This window comes from Lactobacillus rizhaonensis (genome assembly GCF_036246345.1).
GTDB lineage: Bacteria > Bacillota > Bacilli > Lactobacillales > Lactobacillaceae > Lactobacillus > Lactobacillus rizhaonensis.
On sequence record NZ_BTTV01000003.1, the window covers coordinates 209,057 to 233,558 of the forward strand.

The 24,502-nt window shown below is 36.8% G+C and carries 31 protein-coding genes, 1 other RNA gene and 1 other annotated feature; of the genes, 30 read left to right on the top strand and 2 right to left on the bottom strand.

Translation table 11 applies throughout. From position 1 onward, the window contains the following. Nucleotides 1-39: 39 nt before the first annotated feature. Nucleotides 40-1,386, bottom strand: a complete 1,347-nt coding sequence (gene pepC / locus AAA915_RS05590; protein WP_338200700.1) for an aminopeptidase C — start codon at nucleotides 1,384-1,386, stop codon at nucleotides 40-42. A 129-nt stretch (nucleotides 1,387-1,515) separates the two neighbouring features. Next, on the bottom strand, nucleotides 1,516-1,830 hold the full coding sequence (locus tag AAA915_RS05595; RefSeq protein WP_338200698.1) for a hypothetical protein: 315 nt from the start codon (nucleotides 1,828-1,830) through the stop codon (nucleotides 1,516-1,518). Nucleotides 1,831-1,949: 119 nt separating this feature from the next. On the opposite strand from AAA915_RS05595, the gene AAA915_RS05600 reads away from it, so the two are divergent. The 30 genes from AAA915_RS05600 (at nucleotide 1,950) to tmk (ending at nucleotide 24,499) form a co-directional block, all read left to right on the top strand. Then, nucleotides 1,950-2,501 (top strand): dCTP deaminase/dUTPase family protein, encoded by a 552-nt coding sequence (locus AAA915_RS05600; RefSeq protein WP_338200696.1) that lies wholly within the window; start codon nucleotides 1,950-1,952, stop codon nucleotides 2,499-2,501. Then, a complete protein-coding gene (gene radA, locus AAA915_RS05605) occupies nucleotides 2,502-3,878 on the top strand; it encodes a DNA repair protein RadA (protein ID WP_338200694.1) in 1,377 nt (458 codons plus the stop codon). A 74-nt stretch (nucleotides 3,879-3,952) separates the two neighbouring features. Then, on the top strand, nucleotides 3,953-5,452 hold the full coding sequence (gltX, locus tag AAA915_RS05610; protein ID WP_338200693.1) for a glutamate--tRNA ligase: 1,500 nt from the start codon (nucleotides 3,953-3,955) through the stop codon (nucleotides 5,450-5,452). Between the two features lie 164 nt (nucleotides 5,453-5,616). Beyond that, a complete protein-coding gene (gene cysS / locus AAA915_RS05615) occupies nucleotides 5,617-7,041 on the top strand; it encodes a cysteine--tRNA ligase (protein WP_338200691.1) in 1,425 nt (474 codons plus the stop codon). A 10-nt stretch (nucleotides 7,042-7,051) separates the two neighbouring features. Continuing rightward, nucleotides 7,052-7,477 carry a Mini-ribonuclease 3 gene (locus tag AAA915_RS05620; RefSeq protein WP_420915115.1) on the top strand — a complete coding sequence of 142 codons (426 nt, stop codon included), beginning with the start codon at nucleotides 7,052-7,054 and terminating at the stop codon, nucleotides 7,475-7,477. Further along, the gene (rlmB, locus tag AAA915_RS05625) at nucleotides 7,464-8,219 is read left to right on the top strand and encodes a 23S rRNA (guanosine(2251)-2'-O)-methyltransferase RlmB (RefSeq protein WP_338200687.1); all 756 of its coding nucleotides are present in this window, start codon (nucleotides 7,464-7,466) and stop codon (nucleotides 8,217-8,219) included. The genes AAA915_RS05620 and rlmB overlap by 14 nt, the downstream gene beginning before the upstream one ends. 212 nt (nucleotides 8,220-8,431) lie before the next feature. After that, nucleotides 8,432-9,007: a sigma-70 RNA polymerase sigma factor region 4 domain-containing protein gene (locus AAA915_RS05630; protein ID WP_338200685.1), complete on the top strand. Its 576-nt coding sequence runs from the start codon at nucleotides 8,432-8,434 to the stop codon at nucleotides 9,005-9,007. Between the two features lie 71 nt (nucleotides 9,008-9,078). Further along, a complete protein-coding gene (locus tag AAA915_RS05635; RefSeq protein WP_338200683.1) occupies nucleotides 9,079-9,297 on the top strand; it encodes a P8 family protein in 219 nt (72 codons plus the stop codon). Nucleotides 9,298-9,489: 192 nt separating this feature from the next. Continuing rightward, nucleotides 9,490-9,639 (top strand): 50S ribosomal protein L33, encoded by a 150-nt coding sequence (gene rpmG, locus AAA915_RS05640; RefSeq protein ID WP_103752448.1) that lies wholly within the window; start codon nucleotides 9,490-9,492, stop codon nucleotides 9,637-9,639. 3 nt (nucleotides 9,640-9,642) lie between these two features. Further along, nucleotides 9,643-9,813, top strand: a complete 171-nt coding sequence (gene secE, locus AAA915_RS05645; RefSeq protein ID WP_110446374.1) for a preprotein translocase subunit SecE — start codon at nucleotides 9,643-9,645, stop codon at nucleotides 9,811-9,813. A 101-nt stretch (nucleotides 9,814-9,914) separates the two neighbouring features. Then, on the top strand, nucleotides 9,915-10,463 hold the full coding sequence (nusG, locus tag AAA915_RS05650) for a transcription termination/antitermination protein NusG (protein ID WP_038523578.1): 549 nt from the start codon (nucleotides 9,915-9,917) through the stop codon (nucleotides 10,461-10,463). Nucleotides 10,464-10,589: 126 nt separating this feature from the next. Further along, the gene (gene rplK / locus AAA915_RS05655; RefSeq protein ID WP_046325284.1) at nucleotides 10,590-11,015 is read left to right on the top strand and encodes a 50S ribosomal protein L11; all 426 of its coding nucleotides are present in this window, start codon (nucleotides 10,590-10,592) and stop codon (nucleotides 11,013-11,015) included. Nucleotides 11,016-11,085: 70 nt separating this feature from the next. After that, the gene (gene rplA, locus AAA915_RS05660; RefSeq protein ID WP_338200677.1) at nucleotides 11,086-11,778 is read left to right on the top strand and encodes a 50S ribosomal protein L1; all 693 of its coding nucleotides are present in this window, start codon (nucleotides 11,086-11,088) and stop codon (nucleotides 11,776-11,778) included. 137 nt (nucleotides 11,779-11,915) lie between these two features. Beyond that, nucleotides 11,916-12,782, top strand: coding sequence for a phosphate ABC transporter substrate-binding protein (locus tag AAA915_RS05665; RefSeq protein ID WP_338200675.1), 867 nt, complete (start codon nucleotides 11,916-11,918; stop codon nucleotides 12,780-12,782). Between the two features lies 1 nt (nucleotide 12,783). Further along, the gene (gene pstC / locus AAA915_RS05670; RefSeq protein WP_338200673.1) at nucleotides 12,784-13,776 is read left to right on the top strand and encodes a phosphate ABC transporter permease subunit PstC; all 993 of its coding nucleotides are present in this window, start codon (nucleotides 12,784-12,786) and stop codon (nucleotides 13,774-13,776) included. A gap of 7 nt (nucleotides 13,777-13,783) precedes the next feature. After that, a complete protein-coding gene (gene pstA, locus AAA915_RS05675; protein ID WP_338200671.1) occupies nucleotides 13,784-14,677 on the top strand; it encodes a phosphate ABC transporter permease PstA in 894 nt (297 codons plus the stop codon). Between the two features lie 10 nt (nucleotides 14,678-14,687). Next, complete coding sequence (gene pstB, locus AAA915_RS05680) at nucleotides 14,688-15,488, top strand: phosphate ABC transporter ATP-binding protein PstB (protein WP_294604468.1); 801 nt, start codon at nucleotides 14,688-14,690, stop codon at nucleotides 15,486-15,488. Nucleotides 15,489-15,503: 15 nt separating this feature from the next. Then, nucleotides 15,504-16,259: a phosphate ABC transporter ATP-binding protein PstB gene (pstB, locus tag AAA915_RS05685; RefSeq protein ID WP_046325279.1), complete on the top strand. Its 756-nt coding sequence runs from the start codon at nucleotides 15,504-15,506 to the stop codon at nucleotides 16,257-16,259. 15 nt (nucleotides 16,260-16,274) lie between these two features. Beyond that, nucleotides 16,275-16,949 carry a phosphate signaling complex protein PhoU gene (gene phoU / locus AAA915_RS05690; RefSeq protein ID WP_122037838.1) on the top strand — a complete coding sequence of 225 codons (675 nt, stop codon included), beginning with the start codon at nucleotides 16,275-16,277 and terminating at the stop codon, nucleotides 16,947-16,949. A gap of 32 nt (nucleotides 16,950-16,981) precedes the next feature. Continuing rightward, nucleotides 16,982-17,105, top strand: a sequence feature (ribosomal protein L10 leader region). Nucleotides 17,106-17,143: 38 nt separating this feature from the next. Next, nucleotides 17,144-17,653: a 50S ribosomal protein L10 gene (gene rplJ / locus AAA915_RS05695; protein WP_338200668.1), complete on the top strand. Its 510-nt coding sequence runs from the start codon at nucleotides 17,144-17,146 to the stop codon at nucleotides 17,651-17,653. A gap of 43 nt (nucleotides 17,654-17,696) precedes the next feature. Continuing rightward, on the top strand, nucleotides 17,697-18,062 hold the full coding sequence (gene rplL / locus AAA915_RS05700; protein ID WP_046325276.1) for a 50S ribosomal protein L7/L12: 366 nt from the start codon (nucleotides 17,697-17,699) through the stop codon (nucleotides 18,060-18,062). A gap of 316 nt (nucleotides 18,063-18,378) precedes the next feature. Further along, entirely contained in the window at nucleotides 18,379-19,299 is a 921-nt protein-coding gene (locus tag AAA915_RS05705; protein ID WP_338200665.1) for an SLAP domain-containing protein, read from the top strand. 155 nt (nucleotides 19,300-19,454) lie between these two features. Beyond that, nucleotides 19,455-20,075: a class I SAM-dependent methyltransferase gene (locus tag AAA915_RS05710; RefSeq protein WP_338200663.1), complete on the top strand. Its 621-nt coding sequence runs from the start codon at nucleotides 19,455-19,457 to the stop codon at nucleotides 20,073-20,075. Then, on the top strand, nucleotides 20,075-20,584 hold the full coding sequence (tadA, locus tag AAA915_RS05715) for a tRNA adenosine(34) deaminase TadA (RefSeq protein ID WP_338200661.1): 510 nt from the start codon (nucleotides 20,075-20,077) through the stop codon (nucleotides 20,582-20,584). The genes AAA915_RS05710 and tadA overlap by 1 nt, the downstream gene beginning before the upstream one ends. 26 nt (nucleotides 20,585-20,610) lie before the next feature. Next, nucleotides 20,611-20,708: signal recognition particle sRNA small type (ffs, locus tag AAA915_RS05720), an RNA gene on the top strand. Nucleotides 20,709-20,763: 55 nt separating this feature from the next. Continuing rightward, nucleotides 20,764-22,569, top strand: coding sequence for a DNA polymerase III subunit gamma/tau (dnaX, locus tag AAA915_RS05725; protein ID WP_338200660.1), 1,806 nt, complete (start codon nucleotides 20,764-20,766; stop codon nucleotides 22,567-22,569). Nucleotides 22,570-22,588: 19 nt separating this feature from the next. Then, entirely contained in the window at nucleotides 22,589-22,918 is a 330-nt protein-coding gene (locus tag AAA915_RS05730) for a YbaB/EbfC family nucleoid-associated protein (RefSeq protein WP_338200658.1), read from the top strand. Continuing rightward, nucleotides 22,919-23,518 (top strand): recombination mediator RecR, encoded by a 600-nt coding sequence (gene recR, locus AAA915_RS05735; RefSeq protein ID WP_294604483.1) that lies wholly within the window; start codon nucleotides 22,919-22,921, stop codon nucleotides 23,516-23,518. After that, nucleotides 23,518-23,748: a YaaL family protein gene (locus tag AAA915_RS05740; RefSeq protein WP_294604484.1), complete on the top strand. Its 231-nt coding sequence runs from the start codon at nucleotides 23,518-23,520 to the stop codon at nucleotides 23,746-23,748. Before recR ends, AAA915_RS05740 begins: the two co-directional genes overlap by 1 nt. A gap of 103 nt (nucleotides 23,749-23,851) precedes the next feature. After that, nucleotides 23,852-24,499, top strand: coding sequence for a dTMP kinase (gene tmk / locus AAA915_RS05745; RefSeq protein ID WP_338200653.1), 648 nt, complete (start codon nucleotides 23,852-23,854; stop codon nucleotides 24,497-24,499). The last annotated feature ends 3 nt before the right edge of the window (nucleotides 24,500-24,502 follow it).

Below are 24,502 nucleotides of genomic sequence, written 5' to 3' on the forward strand. Positions count from 1 at the left end.
GCTTTTTAATATTTAACTTTTTGAATAGAAATAATGATCTTATTTAAAAGCCAAAGCGCCCATTGGGTCCCATGGTAGTAATTGAATCGGATCTTTAGCTCCTTCATCAAAGGCTGTTCTTAAATCATCAGGTAAGAATTTCTTGTTAATAACCGCTTGGTAGACAAATTGGTCAAACCATGAGTCACTCATTACAAAATAGCCCTTAAAGCCTGGCTTTTCTCCCCATGAATTTTCAATCTTCCACTTAGTTGGCTTATTATCTACTAAGTCGACACCGGTAATAACCATAGCATGATCCATCATGCTTTCGCTAGAATCAAGTTTATCACCCTTAGACATTGAAAAATCAACGTCAAATAATTCATCACGTTTGTAAATATTGGTATCAAGCAAGCCTAGCTGTCTTTCTGAATCCTTACCAACATTTGAACCAAACCAAACAACTTCTCCGGCTTTCAGTTGTTTAATAATCAAGTCTTTCATTTCAGAAATTTTGACGTTAAGGTGACGTACTTGTCTGCCTCCAACAACATTACCTAAGTATTCAACTGAAAAGACTTTGTGATATGGCTTGTCATCAGTAGGAGAGTTAATGATTGAAACATGATCTTCCAAGTTCATGCCTACAAATCTATCAAAGAATTCTTTAGGAGTAATACCGGCTTCACGGTGGTAATTACCATCATCATCTTTATATTCAAAGTCAAATTTCTTTGGTGGTACGCCCAATGAAATAGCTAAAATGCGGAAAACATCGTTTAAAAATTGATTTTTGCGTTGCTCAATCTCGTCTTCTGATTTACCTGCGTTGACTAAAGCACGTAGCTTTAAGCCATCTTTGCGCAACAGAGTGTTTAAAGTATCGTTTAAAGCGCCAGAATTGTTCGAATTGGCAGTTTCTGGGTAAACTGACTTAGGAACAATACCATACTTTTCAACTAATCCACATAACATGTCCCATTGACCACCATCTTGTTGCGGGGTTGCGAACAGGAAACTGACTTTACGGTCACCGAGCGGTTTCTTAGCTGAGGCAATAACATTTTCAAAGAAGAAGTTTGATTTTTCAAATTTATCCCAAAAATTAGTGTAATTTTGGGATAATTCAAAATCCTTAATCTTATATTCTTTTTGCAATGGGTGACGCATAGTATTTAATGCGGAAAACATCCAGCAACGACCAGATTGCTTTTGATCAGCTGGCTTACCGGTATCAATTTCTACGGAAAAAGTAGGTGTTAAATCAATTTTTGATTGTAAATTTTGACTTGCCTTAAAAATGCCGTTTTCTTGAGCAGCATGACTGGCAATATTAATTCCAGCATGATTTGATAAATCATTTGTAAATTTGTCAATGGCTGCACTTGTAATTTCTTTTGTCATCTATATTAAAATCCTCCTTAAACAAACTAATACTATTCTAGCCTAACTAAATAAAGTAGTCTATCTTTGAAAATTTAATTATTGTTAAAAATATATTTACTTTTGCTTTATCTATTTAATCTGCAAAGTTTATATATTTTTGTTTGCTGGATTTGGTTTATGATACCAGATCGAATGAAATTCTGAATGCCTCTCGAAGTATTTAATAACTAAAGGGTCAAGTGGCCAAACAGGTAAGTGAGATTCTTGAGCAATAAACATTACTGTTGCCATTTGTTTGTGTAAAATCTTTTTACTGTCTATTTTGGGGTTGATAAAGAAATGGTTCATTATCCAGACAGTAGCGTCTTTGCGCTTAATTTTGTCCATGGTCCAGCTGCATATAGTTTCGCCATTATCATCATCTTCGCGAAAAAACTGGTGAGGGTTATCTAAGTTAAACATTTATTCTTCCTTCAAACTTTAATATTTCAGCTAATTTTACCAAACTAATTATATAAGATTTTAAAACACAGCAGTAAATTAATGTAAAATAGTGTTTAAAGATTTTTAAAGGAGATAACATGGAGAAAATTCGGGGCTTTGAAATTGTATCTAAATATAAAAATAAAAATGTGGCGTTACCTAGAAGACAAACAATTGCCAGTGCAGGCTATGATTTAGCAGCAGCAAAAGACGTTTTAATTCCCAGTATTTGGCGGCTTAATTTTGTGCGTATTTTTCGGTTAATTAGAAATGGTCATCAGCTATACGAACAAGACTATGAAATGGCCGAACATGTACTCAAGCCGTTTTTGATTCCGACAGGTGTAAAGGCATATATGCCTGAAGATGAAGTGTTAATATTGGCTAACCGCTCTTCAAATACTTTTAAAAAAAATCTTTCTTTGCCAAATGGCGTGGGCGTCATCGATGCGGATTATTACAATAACGATGACAATGAAGGTGAAATTTTCGTGCAGTTAATTAATTATGGTGTTAGACCAATTCAGATTCACAAGGGGGATCGTATTGGTCAGGGAATTTTTTTGCATTATTTAAAAACCGACAATGACTTGCCTATTGACAGGCAAAGGGTAAGCGGTTTTGGCTCAACTAATAAGAAGGAAAGCTAAATGGCAAAACTTAAAACAAAATATAAGTGTCGTTCTTGCGGCTATATTTCTGCCAGCTATTTAGGACGCTGTCCTAATTGCGGTGCCTGGAATCAGTTTGAAAAGGAAACTGAAGCGGTGCAAAATCGTTCAACTAAAGGAAGTCCTAGTCGCTTAATCAAGAAAACTGGAATTAGTGAACCGGTTAAGCTGGAAAATGTTAAGGCTGAAAAAGAAGAACGCATTCAGACTAGTATGGAAGAATTGAACAGGGTTTTAGGTGGAGGAATTGTACCAGGATCCCTAGTCTTAATTGGTGGTGATCCAGGAATTGGCAAGTCGACTTTAATGTTGCAAATCATGAGTGAACTAGCCGGTAAATATAAGGTGCTGTACGTTTCCGGTGAAGAATCAGCTAATCAAATTAAGTTAAGAGCTGATCGCTTAGGGCTGCCGGCAAATGATATGATGCTTTATCCAGAAACAGATATGGAAGATATTCGCCAGCAAATTGCTGATTTAGAACCTGACTTTGTTGTCATTGACTCAATTCAAACTATGAATGAGCCTAGTTTAGACTCAATGACAGGTTCAGCATCACAAGTAAGAGAAGTCACTAGTGAGTTAATGAAAATAGCAAAAATGGATGCTATTACCGTTTTTGTTATCGGGCATGTTACAAAAGAAGGAGCAATTGCTGGCCCTAAAATTTTGGAACACATGGTTGACACTGTTCTTTATTTTGAAGGTGATGAACACCATGCCTACCGCATTTTGCATTCCGTTAAGAACAGATTTGGCGCAGCTAATGAAATTGGCATGTTTGAAATGGTTAATAATGGATTGAAAGAAGTTACTAATCCATCTGCCATTTTTTTGGATGAACGTTTACCCCAGTCAACCGGTTCTGCTATTGTTGTTTCACTTGAGGGAACTCGTCCCATTTTGGCTGAAATTCAGGCATTGGTAACCCCTACTGCTTTTGGCTATGCTAAAAGAACCACGTCAGGTATTGATTATAACCGTGCTGGACTGCTTTTAGCGGTTTTGGAAAAACGGGGTAACTTAATGTTACAAAATCAGGATGTTTATTTAACTGCTACTGGTGGAATACGTCTTAATGAACCGGCTGTAGATTTAGCTGTTGTCATGGCTATCGCGTCAAGCTATAAAAATCAGGAAATTTTGCCCACAGATTGTTTTGTAGGCGAAGTCGGTTTAACTGGTGAAGTAAGGCGAGTTAATCAAATAGATGCGCGAATTAAGGAGGCAGCAAAAACAGGGTTTAAGCGTATTTTTATTCCCAAACATAATATGCATACCAGTCTGAAAAACGCAGATATTGAAATTATTCCGGTTTCAAGTATTCCGCAAGCTTTAAAACTGGTTTTAGGCTAACGAATATTGAACTTTTTGACTATTACGCGTAAACTTAAATTGTTTATATTTACTTTTTGAAAGAGGCATGAATTTTGGCTAAACAAAAAATTCGGGTAAGGTATGCCCCAAGTCCAACGGGGCACTTACATATTGGTAATGCACGGACTGCGCTATTTAATTACTTGTTTGCGCGGCATAATAAGGGAACTTTCGTTTTAAGAATTGAGGATACGGACCAGAAACGTAATGTTGCAGGCGGTTCGCAGTCTCAAATGGAAAATTTACACTGGCTCGGCATCGACTGGGATGAGGGTCCTGATAAAGGTGGCGCTTATGGCCCTTACCGCCAATCTGAGCGTAAAGATATTTACAATAAATATATTAAACAGCTCATTGATGAGGGTAAAGCCTATTATTCTTATAAAACTGAAGAAGAATTGGAAGAGCAGCGTGAAGAACAACGGGCAATGGGCATTGCCCCACACTATACCTACGAGTATGAGGGCATGACAGCTGCTGAAATTGCTCAAAAGCAAGAAGAAGCAGAGAAGAAGGGCTTAAAGCCGGTTGTTCGTATCCACATCCCAGAAATGGAAACTTATTCTTGGGATGATATTGTTAAGGGACATCTAAGTTTCGAATCTGATACTATTGGCGGCGATTTTGTCATCCAAAAGCGCGATGGCATGCCAACTTATAACTTCGCTGTTGTTATTGATGATCATCTTATGGAAATCACCCATGTTTTGCGTGGAGATGATCACGTTTCAAACACACCAAAACAATTAGCAGTTTATGAGGCGTTAGGCTGGCAGCCACCAAAGTTTGGTCATATGACTTTGATTATTAATTCTGAAACTGGTAAGAAACTTTCTAAGCGTGATGAATCTGTTTTACAATTCATTGAGCAATATAGAGATCTAGGCTATCTTCCTGATGCAATGTTTAACTTTATTACTTTATTGGGCTGGTCTCCTGTGGGCGAAAGTGAAATTTTCAGTCAGCGAGAATTAATTAAGCAATTTGATCCTACACGTTTGTCAAATTCTCCTGCTGCTTTTGACCAGAAAAAACTGGAGTGGATTAACAACCAGTATATTAAAAAAGCTGATCGGGACACGCTTTTGGATTTGGCGCTTAACAACTTGCAGGAAGCTGGTTTAGTTGAAAAAGATCCTAATCCAGAGAAGATGGAATGGGTAAGACAATTAGTCAATATTTATTCTGTACAAATGTCTTATACAAAACAAATTGTGGATCTGGCTAAGATTTTCTTTAACGCACCTAAAGATTTAAGTGAAAAAGAAATTACAGAAATTCGTCAAGATGAAGCTAGACCAGTAATTGAGGAATTTAAAAAGCAAATTGATTTAATTCCACGTTTTACTGCACCGCAAATTATGAATGCGGTACAGGCGACCCGGCGAGCAACTGGAATTAAGGGCAGACGTTTGTTTATGCCAATTAGAATTGCTACCACGAGATCAATGGTAGGACCAGGAATTGGCGAAGCGATGGAGCTCTTAGGTAAAAAACGCGTGTTAGATCATCTGGACTTAACATTAAAACAAATGAGCGAAAACGGCTTGTAAATAAAAGCAGCGTATTATTCCTTTATTGAACGAGTAATACGCTGTTTTAGTTTATATTTGAAAGAAACTTGGTTACATTAAGATTAAATCTTTTGCTTGTTAGGATTTGTCACGGTTTCTGGTAAAATGAGAATATAAGATTTTAGAAAGGCAAGTCAGCCGCTGTGAAAATTTATAATACTTTAACTAATACAAAGGAAGAATTTAAGCCGATAGTCCCGGGGCAAGTGACAATGTATGTTTGTGGACCAACGGTATATAATTACATTCATATTGGTAATGCCAGAAGCGTCATTGCTTTTGACACAATCAGACGTTATTTAGAATTTCGTGGGTTCAAAGTTAACTATGTGTCTAATTTTACGGATGTAGATGACAAGATGATCGCTGAAGCTCAGACTGAAGGCCTTACTGTACCCGATTTGGCTGCAAGATATATTAAAGCCTACCTTGCAGATATTGCTGCTTTAAATGTTGAACCAGCTACTAAAAACCCTCGTGCTACGCATGAAATCCCTGGAATTATCAAATTTATCCAAAAACTCATTGATAAAGGATATGCCTATGAATCAGACGGGGATGTCTATTATCATGCTAGAAAATTTAAGCACTATGGTCAACTTAGCAGTCAAAACATTTCCGAACTTGAAGAAGGCGCTTCTAAGCATATTAATGCTGCAGAGCAAGAGCGTAAAAAAGACCCTATTGATTTTGCCTTATGGAAAAAGCAAAAAAATTCAGATGAAATAGCTTGGAAATCGCCTTGGGGAATGGGCCGTCCTGGTTGGCACATAGAATGTTCAGTTATGGCCATTAAATATTTGGGTGAGACTATTGATATTCATGGGGGAGGGCAAGACTTGGAATTTCCCCATCACGAAAATGAAATTGCACAAAGTGAAGCTGCGACCGGTAAAACTTTTGTTCATTATTGGATGCACAATGGCTTTGTGACAGTCGGTGCGGATGCTGAAAAAATGTCCAAGTCACTGCACAATTTTGTGACTGTCCATGATTTGCTACAAGAAGTGGATCCCCAAGTATTGAGATTCTTTATGGCAAGTGTTCAATATCGCAGACAGATTAACTATTCAACGGAAAATCTAAAACAGGCACAAATTATTTTACAGCGATTCAAAAATACGTTTAATAACCTTGAATACCGACTAAAAGATGAATCAGATAGTGAAAAATCAGAATCTTTGGTCGCTAAAATTAAAGACACTGAGCAAAAATTTGTCACAGCTATGGATGATGACTTTAACGTGCAGAATGCTTTAACTGCCATTTATGATTTATTACCAGAAATTAATGCTAATATTAATGCTAAAAATGCTGATAAAGATGCTCTTAAAAAAGCTGCTAAGCTTTTGACAAACTGGCTGGCTGTTTTTGGGATAGATTTAAAGAGCTTAATTACCGTTGAAGATCAAAATGAGGATGAGCAAGTTCAGCGACTAATTAAAAAACGTGAAGAAGCTCGTAAAAATAAAGATTGGGCACAAAGCGATGCGCTACGTGATGAACTAAAGAAAATGGGCATTACTGTTGAAGATACACCGCAAGGAACAAGGTGGCTACGTGAATAAACCTAAAATAATGATAGAAAATGATGTTAATCCAGATACGTTAAATGGGCAAACTTTAGCTTATCTTGGGGATGCCGTATATGAAATTTTTATCAGACGCCATTTAATTAAATGCGGCATTGTTAAACCTCAATCTTTACAAAGACGGGCAACCCATTACGTTTCGGCTAAGGCCCAAGCGGCATTGATTACAAAACTGCAAGAAGATAATCTGCTGACAGAAGATGAGATTGCAACTTTTCATCGCGGAAGAAATTCAAAGACTTATACTAAAGCCAAAAACACCAGTTTAGCCACCTACCAATTATCTACAGGTTTTGAAGCAGTTTGGGGCTATTTGGAACTTTTAAACAAAAAAAGTCGTATTGAAGAATTAACAAAATGGTGTATTAAAACTGTTGAGAACGGAGGCATTGAAAATTATGACTTCAAATGATAAGGATTTTGTTTATGGCCGGCATGCTGGACTGGATTATTTAAGAACTCAAGATGCTGATCACATTAACAAGATTTTTTTGCAACAAGGAATAAAAGAAAACTTTGCTAATGAGGTTTTTGCCCTGTCTAAGCAAAAAGGATTGGTTGTACAAACTGTTCCTAAAAGTAAATTGGATAAGTTAGTCCAAGGTGAGAACCATCAAGGATTAGTTTTAACAGTTGCAAGTTTTGAGTATGCTGATTTGGAGCAGTTATTAGATCAATTTGCAAATACCAAAGAGGATCCATTTTTGTTAATGCTTGATTCAATTGAAGATCCACATAATTTAGGCTCTATTTTAAGAACAGCGGATGCAACTGGGGTGGATGCAGTTATCATTCCTAAAAGAAGAGCTACAGGTTTAACTTCTGTGGTTGCCAAAACCTCGACTGGTGCAATTGATTATGTCCCAGTGGCGCGAGTAAATAATCTTGTGCAAACTGCAAAGATGCTTAAAAAGCGAGGCTACTGGCTTTTTGGTACTGATATGAAAGGTACAGATTATCGTCAATGGAATAGTAATGGTAAAACAGTTTTGGTTATTGGCAATGAAGGCAAAGGAATATCACGACTTCTTAAAGAACAGATGGACCAGATGTTGACTTTACCAATGGTCGGCCATGTACAATCACTTAACGCCAGTGTCGCTACAGGTGTTTTGCTTTATCAAATGCTTAACAGTAGGAAACCGCTACCATAATTGTTTATAACACTCTGGCTTGACCGGAGTGTTTTTCTATTGCAAAAATTTAAACAATACTTTTTTAATTTAATGCTGTTTTAACAAATTTAACTTTTTGTCATGGCTAAGCTAACACAAAAAAGTAGTTGCCAAGTTTGAACCTAAGTTCGATATTTAGGATATTTTGGTTGTTGTATTCTTCAGGAAAATTTACCAAAAGGAGAAAGTAAATGAAGAATACTGAGGAAACAATTAAAAGTGAGGCGGAATTAATTCAGCAAATTAAAGAAGGCCATGATGAAGCGCTAATAAATTTGTGCCAGCTTTATAAACCTTTGATTAATAAAATTAAGAGCATATACCATGTTCGCTACTATGATAACCAGGATTGGGAGCAGGATGCACTGATTATTTGTCATGAGTCGGCAATTAGCTTTGACTTAAATAAAGGAAAATTTGGTAGCTATTATAAGACCCGACTTACCAACCATGCAAGATCTCTAGTTAGGTATGATAATGCTTATCGCAGACAAGCTTTGAAACAATCAATTTCTTTAGAAACGGCAAAGAAAAATCATATCCTGCCTTTAAATAAGTCTTTTGCCTCTATACCAGAAATACCTTTAAGTGAAAACATTGCTGTTTTAACGGAAAGGTTATCAGATTTAGAAATCAATGCGCTGTTAGTGGGATTAGGCATTAAGGAACAAAAAGATGTAATCAAGAACTTAAAAATCAGCCAGCTAACTTTAACAAGAGCACGCTCACGCCTTGTACAAAAAATGCGCCAAACATTGCTCAATTAGTATTTTTATAGTATACATTCAGAAAATGCGGTATAATTTTACTTGTAGAATTATTTTAGGAGGTAGTTAAGATGGCAGAAGAAGTTATGAAGACTGCATTGTTAGATCGTCACATGAAAGAAGTTTTTGACTGGAGTGATTCAGATCTTCCAGTTAGAGATGCTCTTTGGGATTATTTTATGGAAAAGAATGGTAGAGATACCATTAAGACAGAGGAAGCTATGCTCCCATTCCTGAAAGACTCTGACGATAAAATCGAATCCTTCGTAAACGAAAATCTTAAGAAGTAAATCCGACTAATACAATGTTCTACGCACAGTGGTCACGCAATTGTTTGGCCACTATAAAGCAGTTGCTTAATTGAGCAACTGCTTTTGTTATATTTTTAAAAACTTGAACTTAATCAGGTTTGTAAGTAATTATTAAATTAATTGCTTATGCTAATCATTTTTGCTAAAATACAATAGTTTGGAAGTGAGATTATGGCAGTGAAAAAAGCATCATTGGCCTGCAGTATTTGCGGCTCTCGTAATTACTCAATCACCGCAAGTAAAAATCGCACTCAGCGACTTGAATTAAAAAAGTTTTGTAAACATTGCGGTAAAATGACAGTACATAAGGAAACGAGGTAAGTTATGGTTAAATTTTTTAAAAGTGTAGTTGAAGAAATGCGTCTGGTTACTTGGCCAACAGCTAAACAAAATCGTCATGACACGGCAATCGTAATTGTATCCTCAATTTTGTTTGCGGCATATCTAGGTTTACTTGATCTATTGCTTACCAATATTACACAAATTGTTATGTAATAGCACAGTTTCTAAGTTTGTGGTATAATTAATTAAATTATAAAAGACCTCTGACGTAGAGGCTTTTTTGTTTGCCAAAAATCAAAGGAGAATTTCTAATAATGGTAGAAACAACTAAGAAGCAGTGGTATGTGCTTCATACATACTCAGGATATGAAGATAAGGTTAAATCGGATCTACTGTCACGTGCACAAAGTATGGGAATGCAAGACTATATTTTTCGCGTTATGGTTCCTGAGCAAGAAAAAATTGAAAAGGTAAATAATAAGAAAAAAGAAGTGGAAGAAAAAATCTTTCCGGGCTATGTTCTGGTAGAGATGGTAATGACGGATGAAAGTTGGTTTGTTGTCCGTAATACACCAAATGTTACCGGCTTTGTGGGGTCACATGGTGGTGGTTCAAAACCATCTCCTCTTTTAGAAGAAGAAGTAAACAGACTTTTACGCCAACAAGGTGAACCGGCGAAACGGCCACAGATTGATTTTGAAGTAGGGGAAACTGTTACTATTATTGATGGTGCATTTAACGGCGTTGAAGGCAAAATTACTGAAATTCAACCCGATAAATATAAATTATTTGTTTCGGTAGACATGTTTGGCCGCGCCACTACCACTGAGCTTGACTATGATCAAGTGAAGAAAATTAGCTAATAATAGGTCATTTATTGCAAAATTGCTAAATCGATGATACTATATTAAAGTACTTTTATTATTGTGGGAGGAAAAGTAGGTAACTTTTCCATTTTAACCACGCACGGAATCAAGGAGGTTTTGACCGTGGCAAAGAAAGTTGTAAATGTTGTTAAATTACAAATTCCAGCTGGTGCTGCAACACCCGCTCCACCAGTTGGTCCAGCTTTAGGTCAAGCAGGTATTAACATTGTTGGTTTTACTAAAGACTTCAATGCTAGAACAGCTGACCAAAAAGGCATGATAATTCCTGTAGTCATCACAGTATACGAAGATCGTTCATTCGATTTCGTAACTAAGACTCCACCAGCTCCAGTTCTTTTGAAACAAGCTGCTAAGATCGACAAGGCATCCGGTGAACCTAATACCAAGAAGGTTGGTAAGGTAACTAAGGATCAGGTTAAGGAAATTGCTGAAACAAAGATGAAGGACCTTAACGCTGCTGATGTCGAAGCTGCTATGCGGATGATCGAAGGCACTGCCAGAAGCATGGGTATCGAAGTCGAAGACTAATCCTGTTATTTATAACAATTTAGGTGGGAGAGCTTAAGCTCGCTTGACCACATATTAAGGAGGAAATCACATGCCAAAGCATGGTAAAAAATATTTAGAAGCTGCTAAAAAAGTAGATTCAAAGAAATTGTATTCAGTTGCTGAAGCCATGAAGTTAGTTAAAGAAACTTCATATGCTGGCTTTGATGCATCAGTAGAAGTTTCATACAACTTAAGTGTTGACCCAAAGCAAGCTGACCAACAAATTCGTGGTTCACTGGTATTGCCTAACGGTACTGGTAAGACCCAAAAGGTGATTGTTTTTGCTGATGGTCCACAAGCTGAACAAGCTAAGGCCGCTGGTGCTGACGAAGTTGGTTCTGACGACTTAGTTGAAAAAGTACAAAATGGTTACTTGGACTTTGATGTTGTTGTTGCTACGCCAACAATGATGGCTAAAGTTGGTCGCTTAGGTCGTATTTTAGGACCTAAAGGCTTGATGCCAAACCCTAAGACCGGTACTGTAACAATGGATATTGAAAAGGCCGTTAAGAATGTTAAGGCTGGTCAGGTTGAATACCGTGTTGATCGTCAAGCTGCTATTCATGCTGCTATCGGAAAGGTTTCATTTACTGATGAGCAATTAATTGAAAACTTTGATGCTTTACGTGACGTTATTTTACGTGCACGTCCATCAGCAGCTAAGGGTCAATACATTAAGAGCGTAGCTGTGGCTGCTACTTTTGGCCCTGGAATTAAACTTGATCCATTAAATTTGGACTAAAATTAAATAGTTAACTAAAGCAACTTTGCCAGTTTGGCAAGTTGCTTTTTTATCTCTTTGCAAGTATTTATGATTGGTCTACGGTAAAAGTTTTGATAAACTAGAGCTGAATTTATTTGTCTAATTGAGGGATTATTATGAAAAAAAGTAATTTAAGTGCACTGCTGGCATTAATCTTATTTATGCCCTTTTTTTTAACTGGTTGCAGTCAAAACCGGGAAAAAATTACTATAGTTGGCTCCAGTGCCTTACAACCTTTAATAGAACAAGCAGGCAATGATTATCACTTGGCTCACCTTAGCAGCAATATTGTTGTTCAGGGTGGAGGCTCAGGAACTGGTTTAAGTCAAGTACAAGCCGGAGCTGTACAAGTTGGAACTTCAGATGTTTTTGCGGAAACACAAAAAGGTATAGACGCCAAAAAACTAGAAGATTTTCCAGTAGCTGTAGTTGGCATTGTTCCAATTGCTAATAAGGGCGTTGGGGTTAAAAACTTATCTCCTGAGCAGCTTTCTGATATTTTTACCGGTAAAATTACAAACTGGCGTCAAGTAGGTGGCAAAAATCAGTCAATCATTGTGATTAATCGTTCACGTGGCAGTGGCACAAGAGCTACATTTGAAGATTTGATTTTAAAAGGAAAAGACGCGGTAAATTCGCAAGAGCAAGATTCTAATGGCACGGTTAAAAAGATTGTTAATTCAACACCTGGTACTATTTCTTATATTTCTTTTCCCTACGCAAATGACCAAAATATTCAAAAAATAAGTATAAATCATGTTCAGCCCGAAAATAAAAATATTCCTACAAATAAGTGGCCGCTTTGGTCCTATGAGCATATGTATACAAAAGGTAAGCCAAATAAGGCAACAGCAGCTTTTATCAAATATGTACTAAGCGAAAAAGTACAAAAAGATTTGGTTCCCAAAATTGGCTATATAAGTGTTCACGAAATGAGGGTAACGCGTAATAGTCAAAATAAGGTTACAAAGATAGGTAAATAAAATGGCAAAAAAAGAACAAGACTTACAGCAAGTTGTTGAAAATGCAATTGCCGAACAAAAAGTACCTCACGTTAAGTTTAAAGGCATTGATCCTAAAAATATTGATGTTGATCGTCTGACCAAGCCATCGAAAGAAACACGACAAGAATGGTGGGGCAGAGGATTAACATTTTTAGCAATTATATTAATTGGCATGTTAATAGTGGCAATTATTGGCTTTGTTGGGATGCATGGTTTGGCTACTTTTATTGATAATAAAGTAAATATTTTTCATTTTCTATTTTCTACTGACTGGAATCCCGGTGCTGGTAAGAATCATGTTGGTGCAGCTGCAATGATTGTAACTTCGTTTGCGGTAACATTACTAGCAGCGTTAATTGCGACACCTTTTTCCATTGCCGTAGCATTATTTATGACTGAATATGAGTCTGGCAAAAGGGTACAATTATTGCAATCAGTAATGGAATTACTAGTAGGAATACCATCCGTAGTTTATGGCTTTATAGGTTTAATGGTAGTTGTCCCAGCTGTCAGAACTATTTTTGGCGGGACAGGTTTTGGCATTTTAACAGCTACATTAATACTTTTTGTAATGGTTTTACCTACGATTACTTCTTTAACAGTTGATGCGTTTAAAGCTATTCCAAAGGATTTACGCAAATCTTCCTCCGCATTGGGTGCGACAAAATGGCAGACTATATACCATGTCGTTCTAAGAGCTGCACGTTCCCGAATTATGACAGCTATTATCTTTGGTATGGCTCGTGCTTTTGGGGAGGCCTTGGCCGTTCAAATGGCAATCGGAAATGCGGTCCTAATGCCTTATAACTTGGTAAGTCCGGCAGCTACCTTAACCAGTCAATTAACAAGTCAAATGGGTAATACTGTTATGGGAACTTTACCTAATAATGCGTTATGGTCATTGGCACTTTTGTTATTAATTATGTCATTGGTGTTCAATTTCTTAGTACATTTAATTGGAAAGAAGAGTTAGTAGTATTATGAATGCAAAAAAAACAAATCGAATTGCTACTGGCGTAATTTACTTTTTAGTGGGAATTGTTATACTGCTTTTGGTGGGAATTCTAGGTAATATTTTGGTTTCAGGGATACCACACTTATCTTGGCATTTCTTAAGTTCAGCTTCATCATCCTTTGAAGCAGGCGGAGGAATCAGAGACCAACTGTTTAATTCTCTCTACCTTTTACTTCTAACGTTGATTATTTCGCTGCCAATCGCCTTGGGAGCCGCTATTTATTTAGCAGAATATGCCCCAGACAACTGGTTTACGCAATTAATTAGAACTACTATTGAAATTTTGAGTTCATTACCATCAATTGTTGTCGGACTTTTTGGTTATCTTCTGTTTGTAGTTCAATTTGGTTTTGGCTTTTCCATCCTTGCTGGTGCTCTAGCATTAACCTTTTTCAATTTACCTACTTTGACCAGCAATATCGAAGAAGCAATTAAAGGTGTTCCTCAGACCCAAAGAGAAGCTGGCTGGGCTTTGGGGTTGTCAAATTGGAAAACCATTCATGGTATTGTCTTACCAGCTGCCCTACCCGGAATAATTACTGGTGTGATTTTAAGCGCTGGAAGAGTTTTTGGCGAGGCTGCTGCTTTAATTTACACTGCTGGGCAGAGTGGCTCTACCGTAGATTATTCAAACTGGAATATGTTTAGTCCTACTAGTTTTTTGAATATTATGCGTCCCGCTGAGACATTAGCTGTACACATTTGGAAAGTAAATACTGAAGGTATAATACCTGATGTAAATGTGGTGTCTGCTGCAACTTCAGCACTTTTAGTAATTGTGGTCATCATCTTTAACTTTGGTGCACGAGCACTTGGCAACTGGATCTATAAACGGCTAACCGCTGCAAAGATAAAGTAGGAGAGTTCTTATGGAAAATTGGCAAAATCAAAAAAGCTACATTAAGACCTTTGCTGAGGATGAATGTGCAATATCAACGAATAATTTGAGTGTTTTTTATGGTGGTACTGTCCAGAAGTTGTTTGATGTCAGTTTGGGCTTTAAGAAAAATACAATTACTGCTTTAATAGGAGCTTCCGGATCAGGGAAATCAACTTTTTTGCGATCACTTAACCGTATGAATGATCGGGTAGCCCGTGTTGATGGCAGCATTATGTTTCATAACCTTGATGTTAATCAAAGTAAAATTAATGTCTATGAATTACGTAAAGCAATTGGTATGGTCTTTCAAAAACCAAATCCTTTTCCTAAATCGATTAGAGAAAACATCACTTACGCGTTGAAAGCAAACGGGCAACAGAACAAAAAGAAACTAGATCAGATAGTTGAGGAGAGTCTTAGGGCTGCGGCTTTGTGGGATGAAGTCAAAGACAAACTTGACCAAAGTGCTTTAGCACTTTCAGGAGGTCAGCAGCAAAGATTGTGTATTGCCCGAGCCATTGCTTTAAAACCAGAAATTTTACTTTTGGATGAACCGGCCAGTGCCTTGGATCCGGTGTCTACTGCCAAGCTTGAAGATACGCTGAAGCAACTGCGTAAAAAATATACCATGGTTATGGTAACTCACAATATGCAGCAGGCTTCAAGAATTAGTGAGTATACAGCATTCTTTCATCTGGGACATGCGTTAGAATATGATACTACAACCAATATTTTTACTAATCCTCAAGGTGAAATCACTGAAAAGTATATTCAAGGTAGTTTTGGATAAAAGGTGGCGTTATTAATGACAAATGTAATGGAGGCAAAGAATGTTAAACTTAAATACGGCAATTTTGAAGCTTTACATGGAATTAGTTTAGCATTCCCTGCACAAAAATTGACCGCCTTGATTGGGCCTTCTGGTTGTGGTAAATCAACCTTCTTGCGTTGCCTAAATCGTATGAATGACGATATTGATGATATTAAAATTACCGGTGAAATTTTGTTAGAAGGCAAGGATATCTATCATTCTCATATCGACTTAGTTGCTTTGCGTAAGAAAGTGGGTATGGTATTCCAGCAACCAACGCCGTTTCCGTTTTCAGTTTTTGATAACGTTGCTTATGGCTTGCGTATAGCAGGGGTCAAAGATAAGGAACTGATTGAGCAGAGAGTTGAAGAAAGTTTGAAGCAAGCTGCAATTTGGAACGAAACAAAAGACAGCCTGCAGCGCAATGCCCTTGCTTTTTCAGGTGGACAACAACAACGTATCTGCATAGCCAGGGCGCTGGCAATCAGACCGGAGGTTGTTTTGCTTGATGAACCAACTTCTGCTTTAGACCCAATATCAAGTTCTGAAATTGAAGAAACGTTAATGGCATTAAAACAAAAATATACTTTCATTATGGTGACACATAACTTGCAACAAGCGAGTCGGGTTTCTGATCAGGTAGCTTTTCTGATGAATGGTGAGTTGATCGAGTCTGGTTCGACACAGGAAATGTTCTTGTCACCTAAGAAAGAAATGACAAACAATTATCTTAATGGCCGTTTTGGCTAAATTTGGAGGTGGATTATGCACGAAATATTTTTAGACGAATTGAAGAAATTAAATGCTCGGTTTATGGAGATGGGAGTTTTAGTTAATGACCTGATCGATAGAGGTACGCGTTCTTTCGTCGAACATGATAAAAAAGCAGCGCAACAAATGATTGCGGAAGATAAGGAAGTTGCCAAAGAGGCTGTTAAAATAGAAAAGAAGGCTTTGGAATTAATGGCCTTACAGCAGCCCGTTGCTACTGACTTCCGAGTTGTTATCAGCATTTTAAAAGCTACAACAGACTTAGAAAGAATAGGAGAAAATGCTAATAGCATTGCTATTGAAACTGTCAGAGTTAAAGGTAATCCACGTCTTCCAGATGTTGAAAAAGTAATCTCAAACATGACACATCAGGTGCGTGAAATGCTGGTACAAGTATTAACAGCTTATGTTCAGGAAAATGAAAAAGATGCCAGACAAATGGTACTTGGTCATGCCAAAGTTTATAAGGATTATAAAAACGCCAGACAAATGATTATAGACGGGGTTGAGCAGGAACCTGATGCTGCGGTGGCTTCTGCTAGTTATTTTGTGATCATTAGATTGCTTGAAAGAATTAGCGATCACATTGTGAATTTGGCAAGTTGGGTTATTTATAAAACTTCGGGTGAATTATTCGAATTAATTAAGCCTGATCCGAAAGAAAAATAATAACTTGCATTTAGAATATAATCCTGTTATATTTAATAAAGTAAATTCTACCTAAGACTCGGGTGGCATGACGCCTTAATTTCCCGCCGAGGCCAGAAGATAATGAAGAGTTTAAAGCTCCATGTCTTTCTTGGCATGGAGTTTTTATTTGGGCCTGATGGAATTTATTATTAATTTGATGGAGGTGAAATAGAGTGAGTAAAGCTGCTATTGCTGAAAAAGAGAAGTTCGTTGATGCGTTTGCTGAAGAACTTAAAGCTGCAAAAGCAATCTTGGTAATTGATTACCTTGGCTTAACTGTTGAAGAAGTTACTGACATGCGTAAGGAACTTCGTGAAAACGACGTTAAAATGAAGGTTGTTAAGAATACTTACTTAAGACGTGCTGCTGCTAAGGCTGGTATTGAAGGTCTTGAAGAGACTTTTGTTGGTCCTACTGCTGTAATTTATACTGATAATGCTGAAGATATTACTGAACCAGCACGTATTGTTTCTAAGTACGAAGATAATTATGATGTTATCGACATCAAGGGTGGTATGTTAGAAGGTAAATTGACTTCTAAAGAAGAAATCAAAGAGCTTGCTGCCATTCCTGGACGCGAAGGCTTACTGTCAATGCTTGTTTCTGTATTACAAGCTCCAGTACGCAATTTCGCATATGCTGTTAAAGCTGTTGCTGATTCAAAAGATGAATCTGCAGAATAATTAATGTAATTTATATCTAAAAATTTTGGAGGATAAAATAAGTATGGCTTTAGATACTGATAAGATTATTGAAGACTTAAAAGGTGCTTCAATTCTTGAATTAAATGACCTGGTAAAGGCTATTGAAGATGAATTTGGTGTTTCTGCTGCTGCTCCAGTTGCTGCTGCAGGTGCTGCTGGTGGCGAAGCTGCTGCTAAGACATCATTTGATGTTGAATTGACAGAAGCTGGTCAAGAAAAGGTTAAGGTTATTAAGGCTGTCCGTGATATTACTGGACTTGGCCTTAAGGACTCAAAAGATCTTGTTGATGGCGCTCCTAAGAACGTTAAGGAAGGCGTTTCTGAAGACGAAGCTAATGACATTAAATCTAAGCTTGAAGAAGTTGGCGCTACAGTAACAGTTAAATAATTGTAGTCTGGCTAGCCAAGCTAATAAAGGACGTATTTGCGATAAGCAGATACGTCCTTTTTATATTACTTATTACTATACTTTTAAGTATTATAACTACAAATATCATCTTATAGGATAATAAAAAAGATAGTTATTTATTTATAAAGTTGGTAGTGCTATTATTAAATTAATAATGTACCCAAATAAAAAACTGTAGAAAGAAATTTTTAAAAGGTAGTTAACAGCTATTTTGGAGCTAAAGCTATTTCACAGTGGTGTAATTATTTCAAAGTCAGTTTTTCTAAAAGGCACTAATAAACAAAAGGAGAAATAAATGAAAAAGACTAATTTTCATAAACTTGTGGCTGCGGTAGTAGCAATCACAAGTATTGCAAGTGGGTTATTTGTTGACTCAAGAGTTACTGAAGCTAAGTCAGTATCGGGCAGTATTGTTTTAAAGGCGCCAGCAGTAAAAAGGGTGAAGGTCAAAAAGAAAATACATCTATATAACAATAAAGGGCGCAAGTTAAAGAAAATAGTTTTGAAAAAAGGCAGAAAATTAACTGTTATCAAAAAAGCCCAAAAAATAAGAGGTAAGAAGTTTTATTTTGTGACTAAAAATAGGCTGATTTTGGCTAAAGATGTTACTACTTTAAAAACGAAAGCTAAAAAACCGCAGAACTTGCCAACAAATCCATCTAATACCCAAGATAAAGTAACACCACCAAACTCAACCAATGCAGGTACAACTCAGACTGCTAAAAAGAATGCAAAAATTGAAAGCTTTTCTCTTAGTGAATTTAGACAAGAATTTTTAAAAAAATTGAATGAAGAAAGAGCTCAACGTGGACTTAATGCTGTTAGTGAAGATGCTAATCTTGACGAAATAGTTCAGGAAAGGACAAAATTATTGCCTGATAATTTTGCACACGTAGATGCTGCTGGCAATTTCATTTTGAATGATTTCTTTAATAAAGCAGGAGTTAAGCGTCACAGTACAGCGGAATGTTTAGCAATGTTTCCTTGGGGTGTAGACGTGAATCACTCAGATAATAGTCTGCTTGATGCTACAAAAAATGCAAGTAGTGCGCTAGTTGCTGACAATATGATTTATGAATATATCTATAATGATGCTGAATCTAATTGGGGTCACCGTGACATTTTACTCGATCCTAGTGCTAAAACAATTGGTCTGGGTGCAATAGCAGAAAATGACAGTGAACAAATTTACTCATCAGTTGGCGTAATTTATTAATTACTTAACTCAAATAAAAGCTTTAATTATAAAAATGAAAAATCTAATTATGTTTTTGAATTAGTTTTCTGACATAGTTAGATTTTTATTTTGTTTGCAAAAATACTATTGTCCGCTAAAATTAGTTAGATAAGGTTTTAAGAAATGAGCAAATTATGACTGATAAAGAAAATCAAATGTATTTCACTGAAAATCCTACTTCTGAGCATAATGAACGTGTCATTGACTATCAAGTTAATGGAATTGATCTTAAATTTACTACTGATGCAGGGGTTTTTTCAAAAACGCGGGTAGATTACGGTTCAGGTGTATTAATTAAGGAAATGGCAAATATTGATTTCCCTCAAAATAATATTCTGGATATCGGAACTGGTTATGGTCCTATTGGACTTTTTGCAGCCAAATTTTGGCCCGATCAAACTGTAGATATGGTTGATATTAACCAGCGGGGACTGGTTCTTGCTAAAGAAAACGCTGCAGTTAATGGAATAAAGAATGTCAATATTTATAAGTCAAATGTTTACGATAAAGTTTCTGATGAACCAAAATTTGGTTTAATTGTGACTAATCCGCCTATTCGAGCCGGAAAGAGCGTCGTTTCAAATATCTTAAATGGTGCCAAGGGTCATCTTGTTCAAAATGGTGTTTTATTAGTCGTGATTCAGAAGAAGCAGGGAGAACCCAGTGCGCGCAAATTACTAATTAAAACTTTTGGTAACTGTGTGATATTAAAAAGGGATAAAGGCTACTATGTATTGCAGGCGGTGAATAATTAATGTCATTTTCAAGCGCTGACAAAAAGAATTTGATGCAACTAGCTTTTAAACAGGCCGAAAAAGCGCAAAGCTTGGGGGAAGTTCCAATTGGCGCAGTAATAGTTGCTCCAGATGGACAAGTTATAGGAGAAGGGTTTAACCGGCGCGAATTAGACCAAGACGCGACACAACATGCTGAAATGATTGCAATCAGGCAAGCTTGTTCAAAACTCGATACCTGGCGTTTAATTGACTGTAGCCTTTTTGTCACCTTAGAGCCTTGTCCGATGTGTGCGGGCGCAATTATTAATTGCCGCATTAAAAATGTCTTTTTTGGTGCACTTGATCCTAAAGCTGGTGCAGCTGGCAGCGTGGTTAACCTTTTTGAAATAGCTAAATTTAACCACCATCCCCATGTAATTCGTGGATTATACCGTGAAGAAGCCAGTCAAATGTTGAAAAATTTTTTCAAAGAGATTAGACAAAAGCAGAAAGAAGCAAAAGACTCTGGTAAAAATTTCGCAAATTAGTGGAAAAATACTGTAAAATAAGGTAATATATCTTATGGGCAATGTTTGACCTCCAAAGCGTGTCAGGACCGGAAGGTAGCAGCACTAAGGTTGCTCGGGCATGTGCCTTTTATTAGATAATTACAAACTCTTAACTCTTGCGAAAGAGTTAAGAGTTTTTTACTAGGGAAGACTGATCAATGGCTTATCAAGCGTTATACCGCAAATGGAGACCACGCACTTTTGACAGTGTAATTGGTCAAAATGATATTACGGATACTTTGAAAAATGCAATCAAGCGCGGTACAATCTCCCATGCCTTTTTATTTGCTGGGCCACGTGGAACTGGGAAAACTTCCTGTGCCAAGATCTTTGCCAAAGCTTTGAATTGTACCAACCTGCAAAACGGTGAGCCATGTAATAAGTGTGCTAATTGTCTGGCAGCTGATAAAGGTGCAATGGCTGATATTATGGAGATTGATGCGGCTTCCAATAATGGTGTTGATGAAATACGTGATATCAGAGATAAAGTCAAATATGCACCGACTCAGGGTAAATACAAAGTATATATCATTGATGAGGTTCATATGTTGTCAATGGGAGCATTTAATGCTTTGCTTAAAACCCTTGAAGAACCGCCAGAGCACGTCGTTTTCATTTTAGCAACAACCGAACTGCAAAAAGTACCAGCAACAATAATATCAAGAACTCAGCGTTATAATTTCAAGCGTATCTCGCAAGCTGACCTAGAAAAGCGGATGAAGTATATACTGGAGCAAGAAAAGATTAGTTATGAAGATAAAGCTTTGGCGGTAATTGCTCAGGTAGCTGATGGTGGTATGAGGGATGCTTTAAGTATCTTAGATCAACTGTTGAGTTTTGATAAAAACAAAGTTGAGTATGATTCTGCTCTTGAAATAACAGGATTTGCCGCTAAAGAAAAAATTGAACAGATTTTATTAGCAATATTGAATGAGGATGCAACTAAAGCTTTATCTTTAGCACAAACAGAACTTACAAATGGTGCCAGTTCGAAAAATATTTTGGATGAACTTATTGAAATGGCGACTAATGCCTTAATGGTTATTAAAACCAATGACAGCAGCCAACACTTCTTTTTAAGCAACGATTTTATTGACCAAATTAAAGAAGTTGCTCCTGAACGCTATTTTCAGTTGATTTCTGCGGCTAATACCGCATTAAATGATTTACGCTATACTAACCAGCAGCAAATTCCCTTGGAAGTATTTGTAGTTGAATGTGCTGGGAAAAAGGCAAGCACGGCGGACTCTAAGAATGTTATGTCAGAGTCTGCCAATTCTCAAAATGCTAACAAAGATCTGACAGAAGAAATAGCAACATTAAAAAAGCAGGTTACAGCTTTAACCAAAAAAGTTTCCAGTTTAAGTAAAAAACAAACTAGAAACAGCGATCAGATTTTTCATCTTGATAATTCTGTAAGCAACCGATTTGCTAAAAGTAGTGCGGAAGGTTCTAAAACAAAGTCTGTTGCCAAACCTAAAAAAGCAAGTAAAAGCAGAAAAAAGACCAATGAACAAAATCGTAAGCAAGTTTACCATGTGTTAGAAAATGCCACGAAGGATGATCTCACTACTATTAAAAATGTTTGGCCCGATTTGCAATCTGTTTTGGGTGTTTCGCAAAGAGCTTTGTTAGATGTACTTGAACCAGTTGCTGCTAGTGCCAATCAAGTAGTAATGAAATGTAAATACACCCTTTGGTTTGAAAAAGCTAGTGAAGATGGTAATTTATTAGATATTTTGACTGAAGAAATTGCTAAATTTACTAAGCATAGTTATGAAATAGTGCTAGTACCTGATGAAGATTGGGCCAGGGTACGTAAAGAATTTATACAGAAACATGGTAAAGAATTACTTGATAAGCAAAAACAAAAAGATTCAGAATCTGAACAAAGTGGGTCAGATAATCAGATAGTGGATAAAGCCAAAGAGTTATTTGGTGACACAGTAAATGTTAAAGACTAGAATTTAAGGAGAAAAAATAATGAGTAAAAGACCAAATTTTGGTGCCATGGGCGGTATGAATATGCAACAAATGATGAAACAGGCCAAAAAATTGCAAGAGCAAATGGCTCAGGAACAAGAAAATATTACCGCACAGGAGTTTGTGGGCAAGTCTGCAGATGATTTAGTTGTAGCTACTTTTAGTGGTGATCGTAAATTAAAAAATATTATTATTAAAAAGGATGCAATCGACCCAGATGATCCAGATATGCTACAAGATTTAGTTATTGATGCCGTTAACAAAGGCCTTCAAGAAATTGATCAAGCTACACAGCAAAGTTTAGGTAAGTATACGAAGGGTATGATTTAATTGCAATATCCAGCACCAATCGCGCATTTAATTGATTCTTATATGAAATTACCTGGTATTGGTGAAAAAACAGCAACGAGGCTTGCTTTTTATACTCTTGATATGCCAGATGAAGATGTTCATGGCTTTAGTACAGCACTAAAAGAGGTAAAAGAAAAACTTCATCGTTGTTCTATTTGTGGCAATATTACGGAAAAGGATCCCTGTGCAATCTGCAGTAATCCTGAACGAGACCAATCGACTATTATGGTTGTTGAGCAGCCAAAAGATGTAATGGCTTTTGAAGACATGGGTGAGTATAGTGGTCTATATCATGTCCTGCATGGTGTTTTGTCACCAATGGATGGTATTGGGCCAGAGGAAATTAACATTAAGTCACTGATAGTCCGTCTGCAAAAACAGGATGATGTAAAAGAGGTTATTTTAGCTTTGAATTCAACTCCCGAAGGTGAATCAACAGCGATGTATATTAGTAAACTAATTAAACCTGCTGGAATTAAAGTAACACGTCTGGCTGCTGGTTTGGCTGTTGGCAGTGATATTGAATATGCTAATTCGATTACTTTAAAAAGAGCGGTACAGGGGAGAACTTCAATCTAATGGCACGTAATAAAGTTAAAAAAATGGGTGACGAATTATTAATGGCCACAATTGAAGACTTGCAGGAACAGATTGCTGTTCAAAAAAATCTTGATCCAACAACACTTGATATGTCTGAAGACAATGTAGTATCAGGTAAAATTTTAAGAGCAAAGTATTCTTTTTTATATAATGAAGCTCGTCATCGTCATACAAGATTTAGTGGTTTTTCCAATGCGATTTCAGAATAAAAAGTCCTTCGTGAAAGGACTTTTTATTTTGCGCGAAAATTAAAAGTACGTTGGGGTGTTCATATAAAGAGAACTCTTGTAAAATAGAAACATGGAGAGTTTTATGAAAAGTTATTTTATCAGTTTCGAAGGGCCAGATGGGTCAGGAAAAAGTACGGTTTTAAAGCAGGTTGTAGCTCAAATTGGTCCCAGATTGAAGACACAATATCTAGTAACGCGGGAACCCGGAGGTTCTAAAATTGCAGAAAAAATCCGGCAATTAATTTTGGATCCTGTTAATGAAGAAATGTCTGCTAAAACTGAAGCATTGCTTTATGCAGCTTCTCGTAGTCAACACATGTTTGAAACTGTGATACCGGCTCTTAAAGCTGGTAAGGTGGTTTTCTCTGATCGTTTTGTTGATAGTTCACTTGCTTATCAAGGAGCTGGGCGAGACTTGGGTATTGCTGCTGTGAAACAGATCAATGATTTTGCTACCAGTAAAATTGAACCCGATCTGACTATATTTTTAGATGTTAAACCGCAAGTGGGCTTAGACAGAATTGCTAAAGAGCGAGCTGGTCAAGAAGACCGTTTGGAACAAGAAAAATTAATTTTTCATCAAAAAGTTTACCAGGGTTATCAAGAAGTAAATCGGGCTCATCCCCAAAGAATACGGGTAGTTGATGCAAATAAACCGCTCAATTTAGTTGTAGATGATTGTGTTAAAATAATTGCAAACCGATTACCAGCAGATTTATTAAAGGACTGATTA

What these genes read in the sequence shown, in the direction of transcription:
- pepC (WP_338200700.1), bottom strand. Translation starts at nt 1,386, where the DNA reads ATGACAAAAGAAATTACAAGTGCAGCCATTGACAAATTTACAAATGAT.
- AAA915_RS05595 (WP_338200698.1), bottom strand. Translation starts at nt 1,830, where the DNA reads ATGTTTAACTTAGATAACCCTCACCAGTTTTTTCGCGAAGATGATGAT.
- AAA915_RS05600 (WP_338200696.1), top strand. Translation starts at nt 1,950, where the DNA reads ATGGAGAAAATTCGGGGCTTTGAAATTGTATCTAAATATAAAAATAAA.
- radA (WP_338200694.1), top strand. Translation starts at nt 2,502, where the DNA reads ATGGCAAAACTTAAAACAAAATATAAGTGTCGTTCTTGCGGCTATATT.
- AAA915_RS05620 (WP_420915115.1), top strand. Translation starts at nt 7,052, where the DNA reads ATGATAGAAAATGATGTTAATCCAGATACGTTAAATGGGCAAACTTTA.
- rlmB (WP_338200687.1), top strand. Translation starts at nt 7,464, where the DNA reads ATGACTTCAAATGATAAGGATTTTGTTTATGGCCGGCATGCTGGACTG.
- AAA915_RS05630 (WP_338200685.1), top strand. Translation starts at nt 8,432, where the DNA reads ATGAAGAATACTGAGGAAACAATTAAAAGTGAGGCGGAATTAATTCAG.
- AAA915_RS05635 (WP_338200683.1), top strand. Translation starts at nt 9,079, where the DNA reads ATGGCAGAAGAAGTTATGAAGACTGCATTGTTAGATCGTCACATGAAA.
- rpmG (WP_103752448.1), top strand. Translation starts at nt 9,490, where the DNA reads ATGGCAGTGAAAAAAGCATCATTGGCCTGCAGTATTTGCGGCTCTCGT.
- secE (WP_110446374.1), top strand. Translation starts at nt 9,643, where the DNA reads ATGGTTAAATTTTTTAAAAGTGTAGTTGAAGAAATGCGTCTGGTTACT.
- nusG (WP_038523578.1), top strand. Translation starts at nt 9,915, where the DNA reads ATGGTAGAAACAACTAAGAAGCAGTGGTATGTGCTTCATACATACTCA.
- rplA (WP_338200677.1), top strand. Translation starts at nt 11,086, where the DNA reads ATGCCAAAGCATGGTAAAAAATATTTAGAAGCTGCTAAAAAAGTAGAT.
- AAA915_RS05665 (WP_338200675.1), top strand. Translation starts at nt 11,916, where the DNA reads ATGAAAAAAAGTAATTTAAGTGCACTGCTGGCATTAATCTTATTTATG.
- pstC (WP_338200673.1), top strand. Translation starts at nt 12,784, where the DNA reads ATGGCAAAAAAAGAACAAGACTTACAGCAAGTTGTTGAAAATGCAATT.
- pstA (WP_338200671.1), top strand. Translation starts at nt 13,784, where the DNA reads ATGAATGCAAAAAAAACAAATCGAATTGCTACTGGCGTAATTTACTTT.
- pstB (WP_294604468.1), top strand. Translation starts at nt 14,688, where the DNA reads ATGGAAAATTGGCAAAATCAAAAAAGCTACATTAAGACCTTTGCTGAG.
- pstB (WP_046325279.1), top strand. Translation starts at nt 15,504, where the DNA reads ATGACAAATGTAATGGAGGCAAAGAATGTTAAACTTAAATACGGCAAT.
- phoU (WP_122037838.1), top strand. Translation starts at nt 16,275, where the DNA reads ATGCACGAAATATTTTTAGACGAATTGAAGAAATTAAATGCTCGGTTT.
- rplL (WP_046325276.1), top strand. Translation starts at nt 17,697, where the DNA reads ATGGCTTTAGATACTGATAAGATTATTGAAGACTTAAAAGGTGCTTCA.
- AAA915_RS05705 (WP_338200665.1), top strand. Translation starts at nt 18,379, where the DNA reads ATGAAAAAGACTAATTTTCATAAACTTGTGGCTGCGGTAGTAGCAATC.
- AAA915_RS05710 (WP_338200663.1), top strand. Translation starts at nt 19,455, where the DNA reads ATGACTGATAAAGAAAATCAAATGTATTTCACTGAAAATCCTACTTCT.
- tadA (WP_338200661.1), top strand. Translation starts at nt 20,075, where the DNA reads ATGTCATTTTCAAGCGCTGACAAAAAGAATTTGATGCAACTAGCTTTT.
- dnaX (WP_338200660.1), top strand. Translation starts at nt 20,764, where the DNA reads ATGGCTTATCAAGCGTTATACCGCAAATGGAGACCACGCACTTTTGAC.
- AAA915_RS05730 (WP_338200658.1), top strand. Translation starts at nt 22,589, where the DNA reads ATGAGTAAAAGACCAAATTTTGGTGCCATGGGCGGTATGAATATGCAA.
- AAA915_RS05740 (WP_294604484.1), top strand. Translation starts at nt 23,518, where the DNA reads ATGGCACGTAATAAAGTTAAAAAAATGGGTGACGAATTATTAATGGCC.
- tmk (WP_338200653.1), top strand. Translation starts at nt 23,852, where the DNA reads ATGAAAAGTTATTTTATCAGTTTCGAAGGGCCAGATGGGTCAGGAAAA.